A 20,267-nucleotide genomic window follows, 5' to 3' on the forward strand; every position below is an offset into this window, starting at 1 on the left:
AGGCGCACACGGGCTCAGGGCGCCTCATCGGAGGGCCCGGCCCGTCGTCGCGCGTCCCGCTCGGGTTCGAGCCCGCTCTCCAGGCGGTGGGTCAGGGGGTCGTAGTGGGGCTTGAGCTCGTCCTTCACCGTGCCGTCCCACAGCCGCGAGCCGACGAAGTAGCCGGCCCGACCGATCACGTGGGCCGCCACCGGGGCGGTCATCATGATGAACAGGATCACCCCCAGGGCCCGGGCCACCACCGCCACCTCGGCGAAGTGCAGGGCCACCGCCAGCATGATCAGCGAGGCGCCCAGGGTGGCGGCCTTGGTGGTGGCGTGCATGCGCGTCAGCAGGTCGGGCAGGCGCACCACCCCGAGCGCGGCCAGGAACATGAAGATGGCCCCCACCAGGATCAGCGCTTCCTTGAGCAGTTCAGTCATCCCGCGGCCCTCCCCGCTCCAGGAAACGCGCGAAGCCGATGGTCGCCATGAAGGCCATCAGCGCCATGACGATGGCCACGTCGAGCAGACTCGGCACATCCGTGGCGATGGCCACCACCCCGATGATGCCGACGATCACCGAGGAGAAGAGCTCGAGCGCCACCACCCGGTCGGGCAGGCTGGGCCCGAGGCACAGCCTGACGAAGGCCAGGCACAGCGCCAGCGCCATCAGCACCAGGCTTAGCATGATCACGATCGACACTCGCTGCCTCCTGTGGTGGAAGGGATCAGTGGAAGAGTTCCAGGGCACGACGCTCCAGCTCCGCCAGGTTGCGGCGCAGCTCCGCCTCATCGTCCAGGAACATGGCGTGGATGTAGAGCATCCGCCGGTCGTCGGAGACGTCCAGGCTCAGGGTGCCCGGCGTCAGCGATATCAGGTTGGCCACGAAGGCGATCTCGACCTCGGTGCGCGCCTTCAGCGGCATGGCGATCACGCCGGGTTTCATGTACCAGGGCGGGGTGATGATGTCGAAGGCCACCTTGAGGTTGGCCAGCAAGAGCTCCTTGAGGAAGAAGCCGACGAAGCGCACCAACCGCGGCAGGCGCTGGGCATGGCCAGCCAGCGCCGGCACCTGGGGCTGGATCAGCGCCAGCACCAGGTAGCCGAAGGTCAGGCCGGCCAGCAGGTTGAGTCCGCTGAAGTCGCCGGTGAGCACCACCCAGGCGAAGCCCAGCAGCAGGTTCCAGGCGGCGCCGATCATGGGCTCACCTCCCCGGGCGCATCGAGCACCGCCTCGATGTAGCGGGTCGGATCCAGCAGCTCGGCGGCCGAGGCCGCGGCCAGGGCGTGGATGGGTTCGGCGTTGAGGCCAATGTACAGGGTGCACAGCGCCAGCCCCGCCACCGGCGCCACCATCAGCCACAGCTCGCGCTGGCGCACCTCCGGATAGGGGTCGACGTCGCCCTCGGCCGGGGTCGCCTTCCAGAACACCTCGGCCCAGATCTTGATCATCGAGTAGAGCGTCAGCAGGCCCACCACCAGGGCGATGGCGGTGACCCCATAGGCCTCGGCCTCGACCCCCGCCCGGATCACGATGAACTTGGCGAAGAAGCCCGACAGCGGCGGCATGCCGGCCAGCGACAGCGCCGGGATCAGGAACAGCACGGCGAGCCAGGGGTGGCTGCGGTAGAAGCCCCCCAGCTTCTCCAGCCGGTAGCTGCCGCCCAGCCGGTAGACGATGCCGCTGACCAGGAAGAGGTTCGTCTTCACGATGATGTGGTGAGCGATGTAGAAGACCCCGCCGAGGATCGCCAGGGGCGTGAACAGCGCCAGTCCCAGGATCATGTAGCCGATCTGGCTGACGATGTGGAACGACAGGATGCGCCGGAACTCGTACTGGGCCGCCGCCCCCAGCACCCCCGAGAGCATGGTCAACCCGGCCCCCCACAGCAGGATCTCGTGGGTGTAGCCCGGGCTGTGGTGGAAGATCAGGGTGAACACCCGGTACAGCGCATAGACCCCCACCTTGGTGAGCAGCCCCGCGAACAGCGCCGAGACCGCCACCGGCGGCGTGTGGTAGGAGGCCGGGAGCCAGAAGAACAGCGGGAAGGCCGCCGCCTTGATGCCGAAGGCGACCATGAACATCATCGCCAGGACATCGACCATGCCCTGGTCCTCCAGGCCGCCCAGGCGACGGGCGATGTCGGCCATGTTCAGGGTGCCCACCATGCCGTAGAGCAGGCCCACGGCGATCAGGAAGATGACCGAGGAGAGCAGGTTGAGGGTGACGTACTTGATCGCCCCCTCCATCTGCGCCTTCTCGCTGCCCAGGGTGAGCAGCGCGAAGGAGGCCACCAGCATCACCTCGAACCAGACATAGAGGTTGAAGATGTCGCCGGTGAGGAAGGCACCCGCCACCCCGGCCAGCAGCAGGTGCATCAGCGGGAAGTAACCGAAGGCCTCATGGCCGCGCCCGATGGTGGCCAGGGAGTAGATCGCCACGGCGAAGCCGATGATGCCGGTGAGCACCACCATGATGGCGCCCAGCAGGTCGGCCACCAGGCTGATGCCGAAGGGCGCCACCCAGCCGCCCATCTGCATCACCAGGATGCCGTCGCGACTCACCGAGGCCAGCAGCCAGACGCTGGTGCCCAGCAACCCGGCGGTGCCGCCCACGGCGACCAGGCGCTGCATCAACCGCGAGCGCCAGAACACCAGCGAGACGGCCCCCGCCATCATCGGGATCAGCACGGGCAGCGCGATCTCGGGATTCACGTGTCGGTATCCTTCATCTTGTCCAGGTCATCGGCGCGCACGATCTCCCAGGCGCGCCGGATCAGCACCACGGCGAACGACAGCACGCCGAAGGCGATGACGATGGCGGTGAGCACCAGGGCCTGGGGCAGCGGGTCGGCCACGGCCGCCTCGGGCGCGGAGAGCCCCTCGGGCACCAGCGGCGGCGCGCCGCGGCGCAGGCCGGCGGTGGCGAAGATCAGCAGGTTGGCGGCGTTGGAGAGCAGCATCAGGCCGATCACCAGCTTGACGATGGAGCGGCGCAGCATCATGTAGATGGCGGCGGCGAACAGGATGCCGATGGCGACGGCCATCAAGGGTTCCATGGGGCCTCCTCAGCCTGCAGCGTCGTCTTCATGGTCGGTCTGGACCAGGGCGGTGATGGCGGTGAGCACCGAGCCCAGCACCACGAGATAGACCCCGACATCGAAGATCAAGGGCGTCGAGGCCTTGAAGTCGATGATCGGGACCGTCCACCACTGGGCGGTGAAGAAGGGCTCGCCCTGCCACCAGCCAGGCAGGGTCGCACCCACTCCCAGCAGCATCCCCATGCCCACCAGGTCGCGGGGCGAGACCTTGAGCATGGCGTCCAGGGCGCGCCGCCCGTAGGCGAACAGGTAGAGGGCGAAGGCCCCCGACGCCACCAGCCCGGCGATGAAGCCGCCACCGGGTTCGTCGTGCCCGCGCAGCAGCAGGAACAGCGAGAACAGCAGCTGCAGCGGCAGCAGCAGCCGCGCCGCCACATTGAGGATCAGCGTACCCGATCTAACCATCGTCCCTCCTCGACGGCGCCGACGGCCGCTGGGCATCGTACTCGCCGGCATGGAAGCGCAGCATGGCATAGACCCCGATGGCCGCCAGGGCCAGGACATAGATCTCACCCAGGGTGTCCAGGGCACGGATATCGACCAGGATGACGTTGACGATGTTATGGCCATGGCCCAGCGGCTGGCTGTTGGCGACCATGTAGTCGGAGATCCGCGGCAACCGCTCGCCCCCCAGCACCGCGAGCATCAGCAGGGTGATCATGCCGCCCGCCAGGCCCGCCACCACCAGGTCGCGCAGCCGTTCGACGGGGGTGGAGAGGGTGGCGAAGCGCGGCAGGCGGAACAGCACCAGCACCAGCAGGATCACCGTCAGGGTCTCCACCAGCAGCTGGGTGATGGCCAGGTCCGGGGCACTGAACAGCACGAAGGTCAGGGCGATGGAGAAGCCCATGATGCCCACCGCCGCCACCGCCGCCAGCCGCGAGCGCATCACGCAGGCCGCGATCGCCCCGGCCACCATCAGCCCCACCACCATCGCCTCGTGGAGGTGGACGTCGACGTGGAAGTCCAGGCTCGGCGAGTGGCGCACCAGCAGGGCATGGCCCACCAGCCCCAGCAGCACCAGCAGGGTCATCACCAGGTAGTTGCGCATGTAGCCGTTCTGCAGGAAGCGGGTCTGCCACTCGGCCAGGGCCACCATGCCCGCCATCAGCGCCTCGTAGCCCGCCTCGGGGCCACGCGCCATGAGCGGTTCCAGCCGCCCCAGCCCGGCGCGCAGGCGATCCCAGTGGCGGAACACCAGCAGGCCGAGGGCCAGGCTCGCCAGCGACAATACCAGCGGCAGGTTGAGGCCATGCCACAGCGCCAGGTGCACCTCGGCACCGGGTGCACCGAGGCCGGCCACGGTGGCCGTCACCAGGCCATCGAGAACGCCCGGGACCAGGCCGAACAGCAGCGACAACGTGGCCAGCAGGGCGGGCCCGGCGAGCATGGCGCCCGGTGCCTCGTGGGGCGCCCGGGGCGTCTCGTGGCGCACCCCGAAGAAGGGGCGAAGGGCGACGATGGCCGCCACCGCCAGGGTCAGGAAGGCGGCCACGAAGGCCAGCAGCAGGATCCCCCCGCGCCAGGCCTCGGCCTCCAGCACCGACTCGAGCATCAGCTCCTTGCCCACGAAGCCCAGCAGCGGCGGCAGGCCGGCCAGCGACAGCGCAGCCACCGCGGCGACCAGGGCGGTACGCGGCATGGTATGGCGCAACCCGCCCATCGCGGTGACATCCTTGGTGCCGGTCGCGTGATCGAGGATGCCGGCGACCATGAACAGTGCCCCCTTGTAGAGGGAGTGGGCGAGCAGGAAGACCACATAGGCGATGAGCGCCGTCTCGCTGCCGATCCCCAGCAGCAGGGTCAGGGTCCCCAGCGCCATCACCGTGGAGTAGGCCAGCAGCAGCTTGACGTTGGTGTGCCGGATCGCCAGGAAGGCGCCGGTGGCCATGGTCAGCGCGCCCACCAGCGACAGCGTGACCACCCAGGCCTCGGTCCCCCCCAGGGCGGGGTGCAACCGGGCCAGCAGGTAGACCCCGGCCTTGACCATGGTCGCCGAGTGCAGGTAGGCAGAAACCGGCGTCGGCGCGGCCATGGCATTGGGCAGCCAGAAGTGAAAGGGGAACTGCGCCGACTTGGTGAAGGCGCCCAGCAGCACGCAGATCAGCAGCGGCGTGTAGAGGGCGTGGTCGCGCAGGATGTCGCCGCGGGCGTTGAGCTCGTGCAACGACCAGCTGTCGCCGGCCAGGCCCAGCATGACGAAGCCGGCGAGCAGCGCCAGGCCGCCGCCGACGGTGACGAAGAGCCCCTGCAGGGCGGCCTTGCGGGCGTCGGGGTCGGTGTGCTGGAAGCCGATCAACAGGTAGGAGGTGATGCTGGTGAGCTCCCAGAACACGAACAGCGTCACCAGGTTGTCGGCCAGCACCAGGCCGAGCATCGACATCATGAAGGCGGCGAGGATCATCAGGAAGCGCGGCAGGTCTCGATGGCCGCGCAGATAGTCGCCGGTGTAGGCGAACACCAGGGCGCCGATGACGGTGATCAGCAGCGCGAACAGCCAGGCCAGGCCATCGATGAGGAAGGTCAGGGTGATGTCGAGGCCGGGCACCCAGGCCCACTCCAGCAGCAACACCTCGCCGGCGGCGATGGTCGGCCACTGGGCGAGCAGCCAGGCGGCGATCGCCGCCGGCAGCAACGCCATCACCAGCGGGGTGCGAGCCCCGAACCAGCGATGCAGCAGCGGCGCCAGGGCCGCCACCACGAAGCCTCCGAGCAAGGCCAATTGCATCAGGCATCCTCCCGTCGTCCGGGTGGCCTGGCATCCCCGCGGCGGCCACCGCTGGCTCGAAGCCACAACTCTAGCGACACAAGATATTGAAAGGCAAGGGGAGAGCGAGCCGCGTCGCTTTGCGGTACAGTGTGGGGACGACGCCGTGGGTGGGCACGGCGCCCCAGGGACGGGAGGCGACCCCGCGTCGCTTGCGTCATCCTGTCCGGCGGGCATCTCTGGCCCTCCCCCTCCATGCAACCGCGCAGGATGACCGATCGATGACACTGTTGTGGATAGCCATGCTGCCCCTGCTGGGCGTGTTGGTGCCGATGCTGACCGCCCGGCGCGGCCGGCGCTTCAGCTCCCTGGCCACGGCCGCCCTGCCGGCCCTGGCGCTACTGTTGATGCTCGCCCAGTGGCCGAACCTGGCCGCCGGCGAGGCGTTGCGCTTCTCGGCCACCTGGCTCCCCGCCCTGGACCTGGATCTCGCCTTCCGGCTGGACGGCCTGTCGCTGCTGTTCAACCTGCTGATCCTGGGCATCGGCCTGCTGATCCTGCTCTACGCCCACTTCTACCTCTCGGCCGAGGAGCCCTTCGGGCGCTTCTACGCCTACCTGATCCTGTTCATGGCCTCCATGGTCGGCATCGTGATGGCCGATAACCTGATCCTGCTGTGGCTCTACTGGGAGCTGACCAGCCTCTCCTCCTTCCTGCTGATCGGCTTCTGGTCGTACCGCAGCGACGCCCGCAAGGGGGCGCGCATGGCCCTGACGGTGACCGGCGCCGGGGGGCTGGCGCTGCTCGCCGGCCTGCTGCTGTTGGGCGACATGGTGGGCAGTTACGCAATGGACGACGTCCTGGCCGGAGGCGAGGTCATCCTCGCCGACCCGCGCTATCCGATCATGCTGGTGCTGGTGCTGCTGGGTGCCTTCACCAAGTCGGCGCAGTTTCCCTTCCAGTTCTGGCTGCCCCACGCCATGGCGGCGCCCACCCCGGTCTCCGCCTACCTGCACTCGGCGACCATGGTCAAGGCGGGCATCTTCCTGATGGCACGCCTGCACCCGGCGCTGGCCGGCAGCGAGCTGTGGACGGTGATCGTCTCCCTGGTGGGCACCGCCACCCTGCTCTACGGCGCCTGGTTCGCCCTGCTCAAGACCGACCTCAAGGGCATCCTGGCCTTCTCCACGGTGAGCCATCTGGGGCTGATCACCGTGCTGCTGGGCATCGGCAGCCCCATGGCGGTGCTGGCCGCCCTCTTCCATATCCTCAACCATGCCGCCTTCAAGGCGGCGCTGTTCATGAGCGCGGGCATCATCGACCACGAGACCGGCAGCCGCGAGCTGGGCGGCCTGGGCGGGCTGGCCCGCGCCATGCCGGTCACCGCCCTGCTCACCAGCCTGGCGGGAGCGGCCATGGCCGGGGTGCCGCTGTTCAACGGCTTCCTCTCCAAGGAGATGTTCTTCACCGAGACCCTGACCACGCCGGTGCTGGGGGGGCTCAGCTGGCTGCTGCCGGTGCTGGCCACCCTGGGGGGCATCCTCTCGGTGGCCTACTCCCTGCGCCTGGTGCATGCGGTGTTCTTCAAGCCGGCCCGGAAGGCCCCGCCCAAATCGCCTCACGAGCCGCCCTGGCTGATGCGCGCGCCGGTGGAGCTGCTGGTGGTGATCTGCGTGGTGGTGGGCCTGGCGCCAGTGCTGGCGGAGGGTCTGCTGGGGCTGGCGGTACAGCCGGTGCTCGGCGGGCCCCTCGACTTCCACCTGGCGATCTGGCACGGCATCAACCTGCCGCTGGGGATGAGCGTGATCGCCCTGGCCGTCGGAGTGGCCGCCTACTGGCGCCATGCCGAACTGCGCCACTTCGCCCGCGGCTTCCGCCCGGTGGACGCCCGCCTGGTGTTCGAGGCCGCCGTGCAGTGCCTCGGCCGCTGGGCGGAGCGCGGCCTGGCCTGGTTCGACGGCGGCTCCCTGCAGCGTTACATGACCTGGCTGCTGCTCGCCGCCCTGCTGATGGGCGGCCTGGGCCTGGCGCGCATGAGCGGGCTGACCGGCGAGCAGGGCAACCAACCCATCGACGGCGTGCTGCTGCTGGGCGCCGGCCTGCTGGTGTTCGGTGGCATCGGCACCGCCGTCACCCACCGCTATCGCTTGATCTCGCTGCTGATGCTCTCGGTGGTGGGCCTGGTGGTGTCGCTGACCTTCGCGCGCTTCTCGGCCCCCGACCTGGCGCTGACCCAGCTGTCGGTGGAGGTGGTGACCATGATCCTGCTGATGCTGGCGCTGTTCTTCCTGCCCCAGAAGACGCCCACCGAGTCCTCCAACCGCCGCAACCTGCGCGACGTGGTGCTGGCCGGCACCCTGGGCCTGGTGGTGGCGAGCCTCAACTATGCGGTACTGACCCGCGACAACGCCGCCATCTCGGGTTTCTTCCTGGACAACAGCGTGCCCGGCGGCGGCGGCCACAACGTGGTCAACGTCATCCTGGTGGACTTCCGTGGCTTCGATACCCTGGGCGAGATCACCGTGCTGGCGCTGGCCGGCCTGGCGATCTTCAAGCTGCTCAACCGCCTGCGCCTGTTCATGCCCCACAGCGACGGCGAGGGGCGCGTCTGGTCCCCGGACCGCTACCCGGCGATCCTCACCTCCATCTCCATGGCCCTGCTGCCGCTGGCGCTGCTGGTTTCCGCCTTCATCTTCCTGCGCGGCCACAACCAGCCCGGCGGCGGCTTCATCGCCGGGCTGATCACCGCCGTGGCCTTGATCCTGCTCTACATGGCGCGCGGCGTGGAGTGGGCCCAGCAGCGTCTCGACTTCCCCTATCAGCCGGTGGCCATCGCCGGGGTGGGCGTCGCCACCCTGACCGGCCTGGGCAGCTGGCTGTTCGGCCATCCCTTCCTCACCTCGGCCTTCGGCCATTTCCACCTGCCCCTGGTGGGCGACTTCGAGCTGGCCACCGCCATGCTCTTCGACCTGGGGGTCTATCTCGCCGTGGTGGGCGCCACCCTGATGATCCTCGCCAACCTGGGCAAGGTCACCACGCCCCATCGGCCGGCCAAGGAGGAGGCGTCGACCGATGGCGCTGCCGCCCGTCCCCGTTCCAGCAAGGAGGAAGCGTCGACCGACGGCGCTGCCGTCCGTCCCCGTTCCAGCAAGGAGACCACCTGATGGAAAGCCTCTACGCCATCACCACCGGGGTGCTGACCGCCTGCGGTCTCTACCTGACCCTGCGCGCCCGCACCTTCCCGGTGGTCGTGGGCCTGACCCTGCTCTCCTATGCGGTGAACCTCTTCCTGTTCTCCATGGGCGGGCTGACCACCGACGGCGCCACCCTGATCGACGGCCCCGGGCAATACGCCGACCCCCTGCCCCAGGCCCTGGTGCTTACCGCCATCGTCATCGGCTTCGCCATGACCGCCTTCGTGGTGATCCTGGCCATGCGCGCCCGCAGCGAGGCGGGCAACGACCATGTCGACGGCCGCAAGCATGAGGACGGGGAGGAACGCCGATGATGTCACACCTGATCGTCCTGCCCGTGGTGCTGCCGCTGGTGGCCGGTGCCCTGCTACTCTATAGTCGCCAGGGCGCCACCCGTGTGAAGCGTCTGGTCGGCGTCGGTGCCACCGCCCTGCTGGTGCTGGTGGGCATCGCCCTGGTGGCCCGCGCCGCCGGCGGCGAGGTGACCTACTACGCCCTGGGCGACTGGCAGCCGCCCTTCGGCATCGTGCTGGTCCTCGATCGCCTCTCGGCGCTGATGGTGCTGCTCACCGCGGTGCTGGCCCTGGGCGCCGTGGTGTTCGCCTGCGCCGGTGACGACGAGCGTGGCAGCAACTTCCACGGCCTCTTCCAGTGGCAGCTGGTGGGCATCAACGGCGCCTTCCTCACCGGTGACCTCTTCAACCTCTTCGTGTTCTTCGAGGTGCTGCTGCTGGCTTCCTACGCCCTGTTGCTGCACGGCGGCGGCAAGGCGCGCATCATGGCCAGCGTCCACTACGTGGTGCTCAACCTGGCCGGCTCCTCGCTGTTCCTGATCGCCGTGGGCATCCTCTACGGCGCCACCGGCACCCTCAACATGGCCGACATGGCCGTGCGCCTGGGTGAGCTGCCCGCCGAGCGCGAGGGCCTGGTGGTGGCCGGCGCGCTGATGCTGCTGGTGGTGTTCGGCCTCAAGGCTGCCATCCTGCCGCTCTACTTCTGGCTGCCGCGGGCCTACGCCTCGGCGCCAGCCCCGGTGGCGGCGCTCTTCGCCATCATGACCAAGGTCGGCATCTATGCCATCCTGCGGGTCTACTCCCTGGTGTTCGGCGAGGCGGCCGGCCCCCTCGCCGACCTGGAACAGGGCTGGGTGTGGTGGCTGTCGCTGGCCACCCTGGCGATCGCCGGGGTGGGCACCCTGGCGGCCCGCGACCTGCGCCTGCTGGTGGCCTACCTGGTGCTGGTCTCGGTGGGCACCCTGCTGGCCGGCATCGGCATGGGCTCGCCGGCGGCCGTCTCCGCCCTGCTCTACTACCTGATCCACACCACCCTGATCACCGGCGGGCTCTTCCTGCTCGCCGAGCTGATCGGGGTCCAGCGCGGCAAGGCCGGCACCCGCCTGGTCAAGGGCCGCCCGCTGCGCCAGGGCGGCCGGCTGGCCATGCTGTTCCTCGTCGGCGCCGTGGCGGTGGCCGGCCTGCCGCCGCTCTCCGGGGCACTGGGCAAGGCGCTGCTGCTGGCGGCCGCCGAGGAGGGCCAGCGGCCCTGGCTGTGGCCGGTGCTGCTGCTCACCGGGCTCGCCGCCATGGTCGCCCTGTCCCGGGCCGGCTCCACGCTGTTCTGGCGCAGCCAGGGCGAGCCCTCCGGCCGACCGCTGTCGCCCCACCAATGGTTCGGGGTGACCTGGCTGCTGGGCGCCGCGCCGCTGCTGGTGGTGCTGGCCGGCCCGCTGGCCGACTACACCGACGCCACCGCCGACCAGTTGGCGCGCCCCGCAGCGGTGATCCAGGCCCTGATTCCCGAGGAGGGTGACGCCCCATGATCAAGCCCCGTCCCTGGCTGCCGACGCCCCTGCTGTCGATCCTGCTGCTGGTGGTCTGGCTGCTGATGGCACGCAGCATCGCCTTCGGCCACATCCTGCTGGGCGGCGCCCTGGCCGTGGCGATCCCGCTGGTCACCCAGCGCTTCGCGGACCCCCATCCCCACGTCGGCAAGCCCGGGCTGCTGCTGCGCTTCGTGCTGCGGGTGCTGGGCGATATCGTGATCGCCAACCTCGAGGTGGCCTGGCTGATCGTCAACCCCTGGCGACGCCTGCGGCCCCACTTCGTGGAGTATCCGCTGATGCTGGAGGACCGCTTCACCATCACCCTGCTGGCCAACACCATCAGCCTCACCCCGGGCACGGTCTCGGCCAACCTGCGCCTGGACGGCAGGTCGCTGCTGATCCACGCCCTGGACGTGGAGGACGACGAGGCGCTCATCGAGCATATCCGCGAGCGCTACGAACGGCCGCTGAAGGAGATCTACGAATGCTAGACATCGCGCTGTGGACCAGCCTGGCGCTGGTCGTGGCGGCACTGCTGCTGAACGTCTACCGCCTGACCATCGGCCCCGACATGCCCGACCGCCTGCTGGCCCTGGATACCATGTACATCAACTCCATCGCCCTGATCGTGCTGCTGGGGCTGTGGCTCAACACCAAGACCTACTTCGAGTCGGCGCTGCTGATCGCCATGCTCGGCTTCATCAGTACCGTGGCGGTCTGCAAGTACCTGCTGCGCGGCGATATCATCGAGTAGCGGAGGGAGACGATGACCCACTACGTGATTCTCGAGGGCGTGATCGCCTTCCTGCTGGTGGCCGGCGGGGCCTTCGTGTTCATCGGCTCGCTGGGCCTGGCCCACTTGCGCGACTTCTACATGCGCCTGCACGGCCCCACCAAGGCCACCACCTTGGGCATCGGCTGCATGCTGGTCGCCTCGATGCTCTATTTCTGGGTGACCGAGGGCAAGCCGGACATCCAGGAGATGCTGATCACCCTGTTCCTGTTCATCACCGCCCCGGTCAGCGCCCACCTGCTGGCCAAGACCGGCCTGCACCTGCGCCTGAAGCATGTGGAAAAGACCGCCGGCAGGCCCGCCGAACTGCGCCACGAGGAGGTCGGCGAGAAGCCGGTGCCGCACCCCGACCGAGGCCACGGCTGACCCGCATCGGGCCCGCCATCGGCGGGCCTATACCCAGCCGCCCAGCTCGTTGTCGATGACCGCAAGCAGCGCGGCGATATGGTCGTCGCGGTCGTTGAGGCAGGGCACGTAGGTGAAGGTCTCGCCGCCGGCCTCGAGGAAGCTCGCGCGAATCTCCTCCTGGATCTCCTCCAGGGTCTCCACGCAGTCGGCGGCGAAGGCCGGCGAAATCACCGCGATATGCTTCCGGCCCTGGTGGGCCAGCTCGGCCACGTGATCGACCGTGGCCGGCCCCAGCCACTCCTCGGGGCCGAACTGGGACTGGAAGGCGGTCTGGATGGCGTCGTCCTCCCAACCCAGCGCCTCGCGCAGCAGGCGCGTGGTCTTCTGGCACTGGCAGTGATAGGGATCGCCCTCCGTCAGGAAGCGCTTGGGCACCCCGTGATAGGAGGCCACCAGTACCTCGGGTGGCGTCCCGGCGGCCGCATAGGCCTCGCGCACGCTGTTGGCCAGCGCTTCGACGTAGCGCGGGTGCTCGAAGTAGGCCGGCACGGTGCGAATCGCCGGCTGCCACTTGAGCCGCATCAGGGTGCGGAAGGCCTGGTCGTTGGCGGAGGCGGTGGTGGGCGAGGCGTACTGGGGATAGAGTGGGAAGAACAGGATCTTCTCGCAGCCCGCCGCCTGCATCCGGCGCAGGACGCTGTCGGTGGCGGGATTGCCGTAGCGCATGCAGAAGTCGACCAGCACCCCCTCCCCGTAGCGCGCCGCGAGCCCCTCGGCCACCTTGCGGGTCTGCTCCCGGGTGATGGTGAGCAGCGGGCTCTCGTCCTTCTCGATGTTCCAGATACCGCGGTAGGCCTCGCCGGACTTGAAGGGGCGCCGCGCCAGGATGATCAGCTGCAGCAGCGGCTGCCACTTCCAGCGCGGGTAGTCGACGACTCGCTGGTCGGAGAGGAACTCGCTAAGGTAGCGGCGCATCGACCAGTAGTCGGTGGCGTCGGGCGTGCCCAGGTTGGCGAGCACCACCCCTACCCTGGCGCGGGGAACCGGCGGATGATCTGCCGGGGCATGGGCGAGGCGGCCGGTGCCGGGCCGCTCCGGTACCGGGGTCGTGGTGGTCATGGATGGGGCTCTCCCTGAGTCTCGAGCGATGTCGCCCAGTCTATCAGGGCCGGAGCCGTCGGCGGAATGAAGCTGTACTATCGACTCGATTTGTACAGCTTTGGATCAAGCCTGCCCCCGGCCGTGCGCCGGAAGCCGGTGGCGGGATCAGAAGACCAGCGGCATGCGCGAGGTGAGCGGGTCCTGGTAGTGGGCCTCGCGGCCGATCACCTCGTCGTGGGGGACCTGCTGGACCAGGTAGGCGCGATGGATGCCGGCCCGCTTGAGCTCCAGGTAGACGTCGTCCAGCGAGCGGAACAGCACCGGCTTGCCGCGACGCATCAGCATGTGGCGCCGTCCCTCGATGTCTTCCAGTTCCACCTGGTAGAAGCGACTGCCGGCATGACCGATGACGCGGATCTCGTAGTTGTCGTGATGGGCCACGAAGGCCTCGAGGTCGTGAAATTCCATGGTTCCCTCCGCTGTCTCGCGTGAATGCGAATCGGGCACAGCCTGACTGTGCCCGGTGACATCCCGATGACGGTGGCGTGTCGTTGCTGTGACCGCACACCCTCGCGGAGGGTTCCTGCCACTCACTGGTAGTCGGAGGGGTCGATGGCCTTGCCCAGGGAGTTGCGATCGACCCACTTGCCGGCCTTGGTCTCCTTGTAGCGGAACACCACCCGGTCGCCGATCGCCACCGGCAGCTCGGCGTCCTCGGTCTGGTAACTGTAGGTCTCGCCGTCCACCACCAGCTGGTAGCGGTAGAGGTCGGGCATGCCCAGCCACTCCTTGAAGGGCCCTTCGCGCTCCACCGACTGGAGCTCGCCACGCGCCTCCAGCTTGGGGGTGCGCCGTCGGTAACCGCGCCGGAATCCACCTGCCATGTTGCCTCCTTGGTGCCAGTCGGGCTGTGTCTCGGGGGCTCGGCATTATACGGCCCTGGGCGCCCGGCTCAAGCCGGGCTAGTCGCCGAAGGCCTCGCCGTAGCTGTCCGGTGCCAGGTCCTCGAAACGGGTGTACTTGCCGATGAAGGCCATGTGCACCGTGCCGATGGGGCCGTTACGCTGCTTGCCGATGATCAGCTCGGCCAGCCCCTGATTGTCGGGGTTATCCGGATTGTAGACCTCATCGCGATAGACGAAGGCGATCAGGTCCGCATCCTGCTCGATCGCGCCGGATTCCCTGAGGTCCGACATCACCGGGCGCTTGTTGGGACGCTGCTCCAGGGAGCGGTTGAGCTGCGACAGGGCGATCACCGGGCAACCGAACTCCTTGGCCAGACCCTTGAGCGAGCGGGAGATCTCGGAGATCTCGCCGGTGCGGTTCTCCGAGAAACCGGGGATCTGCATCAGCTGCAGGTAGTCGATCATGATCATCGCCAGGTTGCCGTGCTCGCGCACCACCCGGCGGATGCGCGAGCGCATCTCGTTGGGCGACAGCGCGGCGGTGTCGTCGATGAACAGCTGCTTGTCCTTGAGCAGGTTCACCGCCGAGGTGAGCCGTGGCCAGTCCTCGTCCTCCAGCTGGCCGGTACGCACCCGGGTCTGGTCGATGCGCCCCAGCGAGGAGAGCATGCGCAGCATCAGCGCATCGGCGGGCATCTCCATGGAGAACACCATCACCGGCTTGTCACTGGCGATCACCGCATGCTCCACCACGTTCATGGCGAAGGTGGTGTTGTGGACGCAGACGTCCTCGGCGACGAAGTTGTGGGTGCCGTCCACGGTGAGGTCATAGACCTGCTGCAGGCCCAGCGGGGTAATCTCGACGATCTCGTCCCAGTAGAGGTCGGAGCGGGAGAGCCTGGCCAGATAGTCATCATCGAGCAGGGTCGCCAGTTCGGCGGCCCGGGAGCGCGACAGGCAGCGCGCGCTGCGACCACTGAGGTGGAGGTTGGTGCCCTCCGGCAACTCTCGCCCGGCCTGCCGATAGATGGAGCCCCAGGAACGCCGCCCCTTGGCCGCCAGCACGTAGCGATTGACCGATGCGGGCAAGCTATCGCGGTTGCTGTGGCAACGCTTGCCATCCAGGCAGGCCCCGAGCTCGGCCAGGCGCGACTCCTTGCCAAAGATGCCGATTTCCGCTGCGAAGGTCTCGAGGCTTGCGCGATCCAGGACCTCCAGCTCCCAAGGGGGCCGAGACAGGTTCGCGTAGCCGTTGGCCTTTTCGCGTATCTTGGCCAGGATCCCGAAGCGCAGCAGCAAGTGCTGGACCTCGCGAATCAGCTCGCGGCTCGAGGAGGCGTAGCTGACCCTGGCCTGGCCGTTGGCCTGGACGAAGGCGCTGCCGTCACAGGCGAAGAGACGATTGAGGAACAGCGCCAGCAGGGGCTTCTCCAGCCGGAAGGCGGCCGCGGGAATGCGCTTCTCCGGCGCCCGCTTGCCCCATACGTCATGCGCCTCCAGGAAGCGACGCACCGGATTGGTGGCATTCTTGGCCACCTCGGCATAGTCGGCAACGCCCAGGGCCGCCGGCGGCATCGCCAGCACATGGCAGAGCCGGCCGAAGGTCGCCTCCGCCGGCATGGTGCGGCCGTGACACCAGGCGCTCACGGAGGCCTTGCTGACGTTCAGGGCCCCCGCCAGGGCCTCACCGGTCATTCCCGCATGGCCAAGCGCCGACCGCAGCGCCTGGCCGAAGGCCCGGCGCGAGCCGGCCAGCATCCAGCGCTCACGGCAGACGCGTAGCGTAGGGGTTCGCGAACCGCTCTCCACGAGACGACACCCCATGCCCGGGAAGCCCCGTACCGCCTCGGAGAAGTCCTCTCGCAGCAGCGGGTTCGCGTTGGTGAACATCGCACAGCTCTGGGTGGTGCCTCCATCAGCGATGAGATAGGCCAGGGACTTGACTTGGTGTTCGGGAAGGCGCTCCTGGCCGAATACCGGCAGGCTCCGGGGCACCGCCACCCGCTCACCGGCGCTCAACCGCTCCAGGGGCCGCCAGCCGTCGCCGGTCAGGAAGGGGTGGGTCAGCGTCGTGCAGATCTCGCGCCCGAGTGCCGTGCGCACCCGAAATACCGGTTTCTTGCCATCATCCACGAAGGCCGAGGCGCGTGACGGCGTGAACCGAAAGTCATCGCCCAGGGTCAGCAGCGCCGCCTGCTGGCGGGCCACCAGCTCATCGATGGTCACCAGGGCCCCACTGGCAGGATCCACCAGCCGTGAGCCCGCCATGATGCATTTCCCCATCGAGGGCCTCCCGGCGATGATCACCAGGTCGGAGGGCTGCAGGCCGGAGGTCATGTCATCCAGGTCGCGGAAGCCGGTGGACAGCCCGGTCATCTCGCCCTGCATGTTGAACAGCTCGTCGATGCGGTCCACTGCCTTGGCCAGCAGCTCGCTCATGCCGATCGGGCCGCCGCTCTTGGGGCGCTCCTCGCTGATCTGGAACACCAGGCGCTCGGCCTCGTCGACCAGCTCGTCGGCGGGTCGCCCCTGGGGGGTGAAGGCGCCGTCGGCGATCTGGTTGGCGGCGCGGATCAGCTTGCGCAGGGTGGCACGTTCGCGGACGATGTCGGCGTAGGCGCGGATATTGCTCGCCGAGGGGGTATTGCGGGCCAGCTCGGCCAGGTAGGCCAGACCGCCCACGGTATCGAGCTGGTCGCGCCCTTCCAGGGCCTCGGAGAGGGTCACCACGTCCAGCGGCCGCCCCCCTTCGGCCAGCTCGGCCATGACGTTGAAGATCAGTCGGTGTTCGTAGCGATAGAAATCGTCGGCGACCAGGCGATCGGCGACGTTGTCCCAGGCCAGGTTGTCGAGCATCAGGCCGCCCAGCACCGACTGTTCCGCCTCCAGCGAGTGGGGCGGCACCTTGAGGGCGGCGGTTTCCTGGTCGTGCTCGATCATCTCGTTCATGGTGCGGGGGACCCTGGGGAAAACGGGAGGCCATTCTACCTCAGCCGGCCGCCGTGCCCCATGGCCGAAAACCAACGCCCGCCCAAGACGCGACGGGGGCGCGGGGATCACTCCCCGCGCCCCCGTCGTGGGCGACCGCGATCGCCTTACTCGGCGACCACCACCACGCGCACGGTGGCCTCGACTTCCGCATGCAGTTGCAGCTGGATGTCGTACTCACCGGTGGCACGGATCGGACCTTCCGGCATGCGCACCTCGCTCTTGGCCACCTCGATGCCGGCGGAGGCGATGGCCTCGGCCAGGTCGCGGGGACCGATGGAGCCGAACAGTTTGCCCTCGTCGCCGGCCTTGGCGACCAGGGAGAGTTCGATCTCGTTGAGCTGGGTAGCACGCGCCTCGGCCTCGGTCTTGCGCTCGGCGGCGTGGGCCTCGAGCTCGGCACGCTGGGCCTCGAAGGCCTCGATGTTGTCCTTGGTAGCCGGCACGGCCAGGCCGTAGGGCACCAGGTAGTTGCGGCCGTAGCCGGGCTTGACGGTGACCTGGTCACCCAGGCCGCCCAGCTTGCCAATCTTGTCGAGCAGAATGACTTCCATCTCGTTAACCTCTTGTCAGTCGCGGCTGGCCAGGCGCCCGCGGAAGTCCGCGAAGACGTCGATGAAGGCCAGCAGCAGCACGATCAGAATCATGGGCCAGGTGGTGATCAGCAACACATAGAAGGCGACCAGCCACAGCCCGTTCATCCCTTTCAGTCCGATGACACCATGCACCAGGGCGATACCGGCGACCAGCAGCGGTACCCACAGCAGCATGCCCAGGGCGGGAAGGCCCAGCACGGCACCGATCACGGCGAGCACGACCAGCACGGCGAGCTCGCGGGGCGCGAAGCGCAGGGCATGGAACTCCTCGCGGAAGCCGCCGGGGTTGTAGAGCCCCGCCTGCCAGCTGCGCGCCAGCGCCAGGCTGGCCACGGCAGCGATCAGCACCACCAAGCCGGTGATGCCGCCGATCAGCACGCCGGCCAGCTGCTCGGTATCGAGCCCCTGGCTGGCGAACTCGGCGAGCAGGCGCTCCACCTCCGGCGAGGCCTGGCGCAGTTGCTCCAGCATCTCGCCGGCCCCGCCGGGCGGCAGGAAGGCGCCCAGTTGGATCATCACCGCCCCGGCCAGGGCTCCACCGATCAGTGCCTCGCTCCAGCGCATGCGGGAACGCAGCACCACCGCCATCAGGGTGACCAGCAGCACGCTGGCCAGCGGGATGACATCGCCCTGCACCCACCACCAGCCCGAGGGCACGGCCGCGGCGACGATCACCGGCAGTGCCGGGGAGAGCCCGCGACGCAGGGTGACCAGGGCCGCGATGGCCGCCCCCAGCCAGAACAGCCAGGGGATGAGCGCGGACACGGCGGCCCCGCCGGCGGCGTAGGGCGTGCCGCGCATCATCCAGCGGGCGATCGTCAGCATCTCGCCGGGGTGCTTACTGGTGGCTATCGGTGTAGGGCAGCAGCGCCAGGTAGCGGGCGCGCTTGACGGCGGTCGCCAGCTGACGCTGGTAACGGGCCTTGGTCCCGGTGATACGGCTGGGAACGATCTTGCCGGTCTCGGTGATGTAGGCCTTGAGGGTGTCCAGATCCTTGTAGTCGATCTGCTTCACGCCCTCGGCGGTGAAACGGCAGAACTTGCGGCGACGGAAAAAACGTGCCATGTGAAGACTCCTTCAGACGTGCGATGGGTGGGCTCAGGCGGTTTCGGCGCGGGGCTTCTCGTCGCGGCGCGCGCGCTTCTCTTCCGCCGGCTTCATCATCGGCGAGGCCTCGGTGATGGCTTCCTTGCAGCGCACCACCAGGCTGCGAATGATGGCATCGTTGAAGCGGAAGATGTTCTCGATCTCGTCGAGGGTCTCGCCGCGGCACTCGACGTTCATCAGCACGTAGTGAGCCTTGTGGATCTTGTTGATCGGGTAGGCCAGGTGACGACGGCCCCAATCCTCCAGGCGATGCACGGTGCCGCCGTTTTCGGTGACGAGGCTGGTGTAGCGCTCGACCATGGCCGGAACCTGCTCGCTCTGGTCCGGATGGACCATGAACACGATCTCGTAGTGACGCATGGGTTCTCCTTGCGGTTTGGCAGCTTCCACGGGAGCACGACGCTCCGGGGAAGCAAGGAGGTGATAGTGAATAACACGAACGCCCGCTCGATGGACGAACGGGCGCAAGCATTCTAAAGACTGGGCGCCGGGGGCGCAAGTTCGAAGCCGGGCCGGGCAGGGCTATCGCAGATAGCTTCCATCGCTCGGGGCTGATCCGGCGACAAGCCTGCGAGGAGGCGCTGTGAACCCCTCCTTGGGCGCTACCGACGCCCTGCTGCACTCTCGCGTCCTGCTCCGCTTGCAGGTCCGGTGCTGGCCATCCGTGGCCAGCCCGTTCGGAGCGGTGCTCCTCACCCCTGGCGTAGGGCCTCCTCTTCGGCTTGTCCCCGGCGCCCCTCGCTGTCGGCAACTGCGATAGCCCTACCGGGCCGGGGTTTCTTCCAGCTTAAGGCTTACGGCTTACAGCTCCCGGCGAAGCCGGGCCCCGCTGTCGGACGGCCTCGAACAGGCAGATGCCGGTGGCCACCGAGACGTTGAGGCTCGAGACGCTGCCGGCCATGGGCAGCTTGACCAGCTGGTCGCAGGCCTCACGGGTGAGGCGACGCATGCCCTTGCCCTCGGCGCCCATCACCAGGGCGGTGGGTCCGCTGAAGTCGGCCTCGAAGACCAGCGCCTCGGCCTCGCCGGCGGTGCCGGTAATCCAGACGCCGAGTGCCTTGAGCTTCGCCAGGGCACGGGCCAGGTTGGTGACCTGGTAGACCGGCACGCTCTCGGCGGCGCCGCAGGCCACCTTGCGCACCGTGGCGTTGAGCGGCGCGGCCTTGTCCTTGGCCACGATCACCCCATGGACGCCGGCGGCATCGGCGCTGCGCAGGCAGGCGCCGAAATTGTGCACGTCGGTGACGCCGTCGAGCACCAGCAACAGTGGCGGGGCGTCGTGGGGCCAGGCCTCGAGCCGGAACCACAGCGCGCTCTCGGCCTCGAAGGCGAGCGGCGCGGCGAAGGCCACGATGCCCTGGTGGGCGGCGCCCCGGGCGAGGCGGTCGAGCTCGTCGCGGGGCCGTGCCTGGACGCGGGCGCCGCCGGCACGGGCGGCCTCCACCAGGTCGGCCAGGCGCGCCCCCGCCTCGCCCTCCTGGACCCAGAGTTCTGTCGGCGTGATGCCGCGCTCGAGCAGCGCACGCACCGCGTGCACGCCGAACACGGCCTCCAGGCCGCCGGGGGCACCGGGCCCCCGCCGGGTTCGCTTCTGCTTCATGGCTGTCGATTCCGCAGGGATT

At 68.7% G+C, this 20,267-nt stretch carries 22 protein-coding genes; 6 read left to right on the forward strand and 16 right to left on the reverse strand.

Going from position 1 to position 20,267, the window contains the following annotated elements:
• Positions 1-14: 14 nt before the first annotated feature.
• The 7 genes from mnhG to QWY80_RS18225 are packed head-to-tail and all read right to left on the reverse strand — an operon-like array spanning position 15 to position 5,811.
• Positions 15-422: a monovalent cation/H(+) antiporter subunit G gene (gene mnhG / locus QWY80_RS18195; protein ID WP_290234820.1), complete on the reverse strand. Its 408-nt coding sequence runs from the start codon at positions 420-422 to the stop codon at positions 15-17.
• Positions 415-669 carry a monovalent cation/H+ antiporter complex subunit F gene (locus QWY80_RS18200; RefSeq protein WP_435389394.1) on the reverse strand — a complete coding sequence of 85 codons (255 nt, stop codon included), beginning with the start codon at positions 667-669 and terminating at the stop codon, positions 415-417. The genes mnhG and QWY80_RS18200 overlap by 8 nt, the downstream gene beginning before the upstream one ends.
• A gap of 40 nt (positions 670-709) precedes the next feature.
• Positions 710-1,183, reverse strand: a complete 474-nt coding sequence (locus tag QWY80_RS18205) for a Na+/H+ antiporter subunit E (protein ID WP_290234824.1) — start codon at positions 1,181-1,183, stop codon at positions 710-712.
• Entirely contained in the window at positions 1,180-2,697 is a 1,518-nt protein-coding gene (locus QWY80_RS18210) for a Na+/H+ antiporter subunit D (RefSeq protein WP_290234827.1), read from the reverse strand. The genes QWY80_RS18205 and QWY80_RS18210 overlap by 4 nt, the downstream gene beginning before the upstream one ends.
• A complete protein-coding gene (locus QWY80_RS18215) occupies positions 2,694-3,041 on the reverse strand; it encodes a Na+/H+ antiporter subunit C (protein WP_290234831.1) in 348 nt (115 codons plus the stop codon). The genes QWY80_RS18210 and QWY80_RS18215 overlap by 4 nt, the downstream gene beginning before the upstream one ends.
• Before the next feature lie 9 nt (positions 3,042-3,050).
• Entirely contained in the window at positions 3,051-3,488 is a 438-nt protein-coding gene (locus QWY80_RS18220; protein WP_290234836.1) for a Na+/H+ antiporter subunit B, read from the reverse strand.
• The gene (locus QWY80_RS18225; RefSeq protein WP_290234839.1) at positions 3,481-5,811 is read right to left on the reverse strand and encodes a putative monovalent cation/H+ antiporter subunit A; all 2,331 of its coding nucleotides are present in this window, start codon (positions 5,809-5,811) and stop codon (positions 3,481-3,483) included. Before QWY80_RS18225 ends, QWY80_RS18220 begins: the two co-directional genes overlap by 8 nt.
• A gap of 260 nt (positions 5,812-6,071) precedes the next feature.
• Here QWY80_RS18225 and QWY80_RS18230 point away from each other — a divergent pair, with 260 nt between their 5' ends.
• The 6 genes from QWY80_RS18230 to QWY80_RS18255 are packed head-to-tail and all read left to right on the forward strand — an operon-like array spanning position 6,072 to position 11,965.
• The gene (locus QWY80_RS18230) at positions 6,072-8,954 is read left to right on the forward strand and encodes a monovalent cation/H+ antiporter subunit A (protein ID WP_290234842.1); all 2,883 of its coding nucleotides are present in this window, start codon (positions 6,072-6,074) and stop codon (positions 8,952-8,954) included.
• Positions 8,954-9,298 carry a Na+/H+ antiporter subunit C gene (locus QWY80_RS18235; protein ID WP_290234845.1) on the forward strand — a complete coding sequence of 115 codons (345 nt, stop codon included), beginning with the start codon at positions 8,954-8,956 and terminating at the stop codon, positions 9,296-9,298. The genes QWY80_RS18230 and QWY80_RS18235 overlap by 1 nt, the downstream gene beginning before the upstream one ends.
• Complete coding sequence (locus QWY80_RS18240) at positions 9,295-10,803, forward strand: monovalent cation/H+ antiporter subunit D (RefSeq protein WP_290234848.1); 1,509 nt, start codon at positions 9,295-9,297, stop codon at positions 10,801-10,803. Before QWY80_RS18235 ends, QWY80_RS18240 begins: the two co-directional genes overlap by 4 nt.
• Positions 10,800-11,297, forward strand: coding sequence for a Na+/H+ antiporter subunit E (locus QWY80_RS18245; RefSeq protein WP_290234852.1), 498 nt, complete (start codon positions 10,800-10,802; stop codon positions 11,295-11,297). Before QWY80_RS18240 ends, QWY80_RS18245 begins: the two co-directional genes overlap by 4 nt.
• Complete coding sequence (locus QWY80_RS18250) at positions 11,291-11,560, forward strand: K+/H+ antiporter subunit F (RefSeq protein WP_290234855.1); 270 nt, start codon at positions 11,291-11,293, stop codon at positions 11,558-11,560. Before QWY80_RS18245 ends, QWY80_RS18250 begins: the two co-directional genes overlap by 7 nt.
• A gap of 12 nt (positions 11,561-11,572) precedes the next feature.
• Positions 11,573-11,965 carry a Na+/H+ antiporter subunit G gene (locus tag QWY80_RS18255; protein ID WP_290234857.1) on the forward strand — a complete coding sequence of 131 codons (393 nt, stop codon included), beginning with the start codon at positions 11,573-11,575 and terminating at the stop codon, positions 11,963-11,965.
• Positions 11,966-11,992: 27 nt separating this feature from the next.
• Here QWY80_RS18255 and hemH read toward each other — a convergent pair whose 3' ends face one another.
• From hemH to rlmB, 9 genes are all read right to left on the reverse strand, one after another.
• Positions 11,993-13,066, reverse strand: a complete 1,074-nt coding sequence (gene hemH / locus QWY80_RS18260) for a ferrochelatase (RefSeq protein WP_290234859.1) — start codon at positions 13,064-13,066, stop codon at positions 11,993-11,995.
• A 147-nt stretch (positions 13,067-13,213) separates the two neighbouring features.
• Positions 13,214-13,516 (reverse strand): DUF6482 family protein, encoded by a 303-nt coding sequence (locus QWY80_RS18265; protein WP_290234862.1) that lies wholly within the window; start codon positions 13,514-13,516, stop codon positions 13,214-13,216.
• Between the two features lie 122 nt (positions 13,517-13,638).
• Positions 13,639-13,932, reverse strand: coding sequence for a hypothetical protein (locus QWY80_RS18270; protein ID WP_290234864.1), 294 nt, complete (start codon positions 13,930-13,932; stop codon positions 13,639-13,641).
• A 78-nt stretch (positions 13,933-14,010) separates the two neighbouring features.
• Positions 14,011-16,902 (reverse strand): replicative DNA helicase, encoded by a 2,892-nt coding sequence (dnaB, locus tag QWY80_RS18275; RefSeq protein ID WP_353960463.1) that lies wholly within the window; start codon positions 16,900-16,902, stop codon positions 14,011-14,013.
• 146 nt (positions 16,903-17,048) lie between these two features.
• On the reverse strand, positions 17,049-17,495 hold the full coding sequence (gene rplI, locus QWY80_RS18280; RefSeq protein ID WP_290234868.1) for a 50S ribosomal protein L9: 447 nt from the start codon (positions 17,493-17,495) through the stop codon (positions 17,049-17,051).
• A 15-nt stretch (positions 17,496-17,510) separates the two neighbouring features.
• On the reverse strand, positions 17,511-18,362 hold the full coding sequence (locus tag QWY80_RS18285; RefSeq protein WP_290234870.1) for a YybS family protein: 852 nt from the start codon (positions 18,360-18,362) through the stop codon (positions 17,511-17,513).
• A 13-nt stretch (positions 18,363-18,375) separates the two neighbouring features.
• Positions 18,376-18,603, reverse strand: a complete 228-nt coding sequence (gene rpsR / locus QWY80_RS18290) for a 30S ribosomal protein S18 (RefSeq protein WP_023004506.1) — start codon at positions 18,601-18,603, stop codon at positions 18,376-18,378.
• A gap of 33 nt (positions 18,604-18,636) precedes the next feature.
• Positions 18,637-19,005 (reverse strand): 30S ribosomal protein S6, encoded by a 369-nt coding sequence (gene rpsF / locus QWY80_RS18295; RefSeq protein WP_290234890.1) that lies wholly within the window; start codon positions 19,003-19,005, stop codon positions 18,637-18,639.
• Between the two features lie 427 nt (positions 19,006-19,432).
• Positions 19,433-20,245, reverse strand: a complete 813-nt coding sequence (gene rlmB, locus QWY80_RS18300; RefSeq protein WP_290234895.1) for a 23S rRNA (guanosine(2251)-2'-O)-methyltransferase RlmB — start codon at positions 20,243-20,245, stop codon at positions 19,433-19,435.
• Positions 20,246-20,267 lie beyond the last annotated feature (22 nt).

This window comes from Halomonas ramblicola (assembly GCF_030409215.1).
Lineage (GTDB): Bacteria > Pseudomonadota > Gammaproteobacteria > Pseudomonadales > Halomonadaceae > Halomonas > Halomonas ramblicola.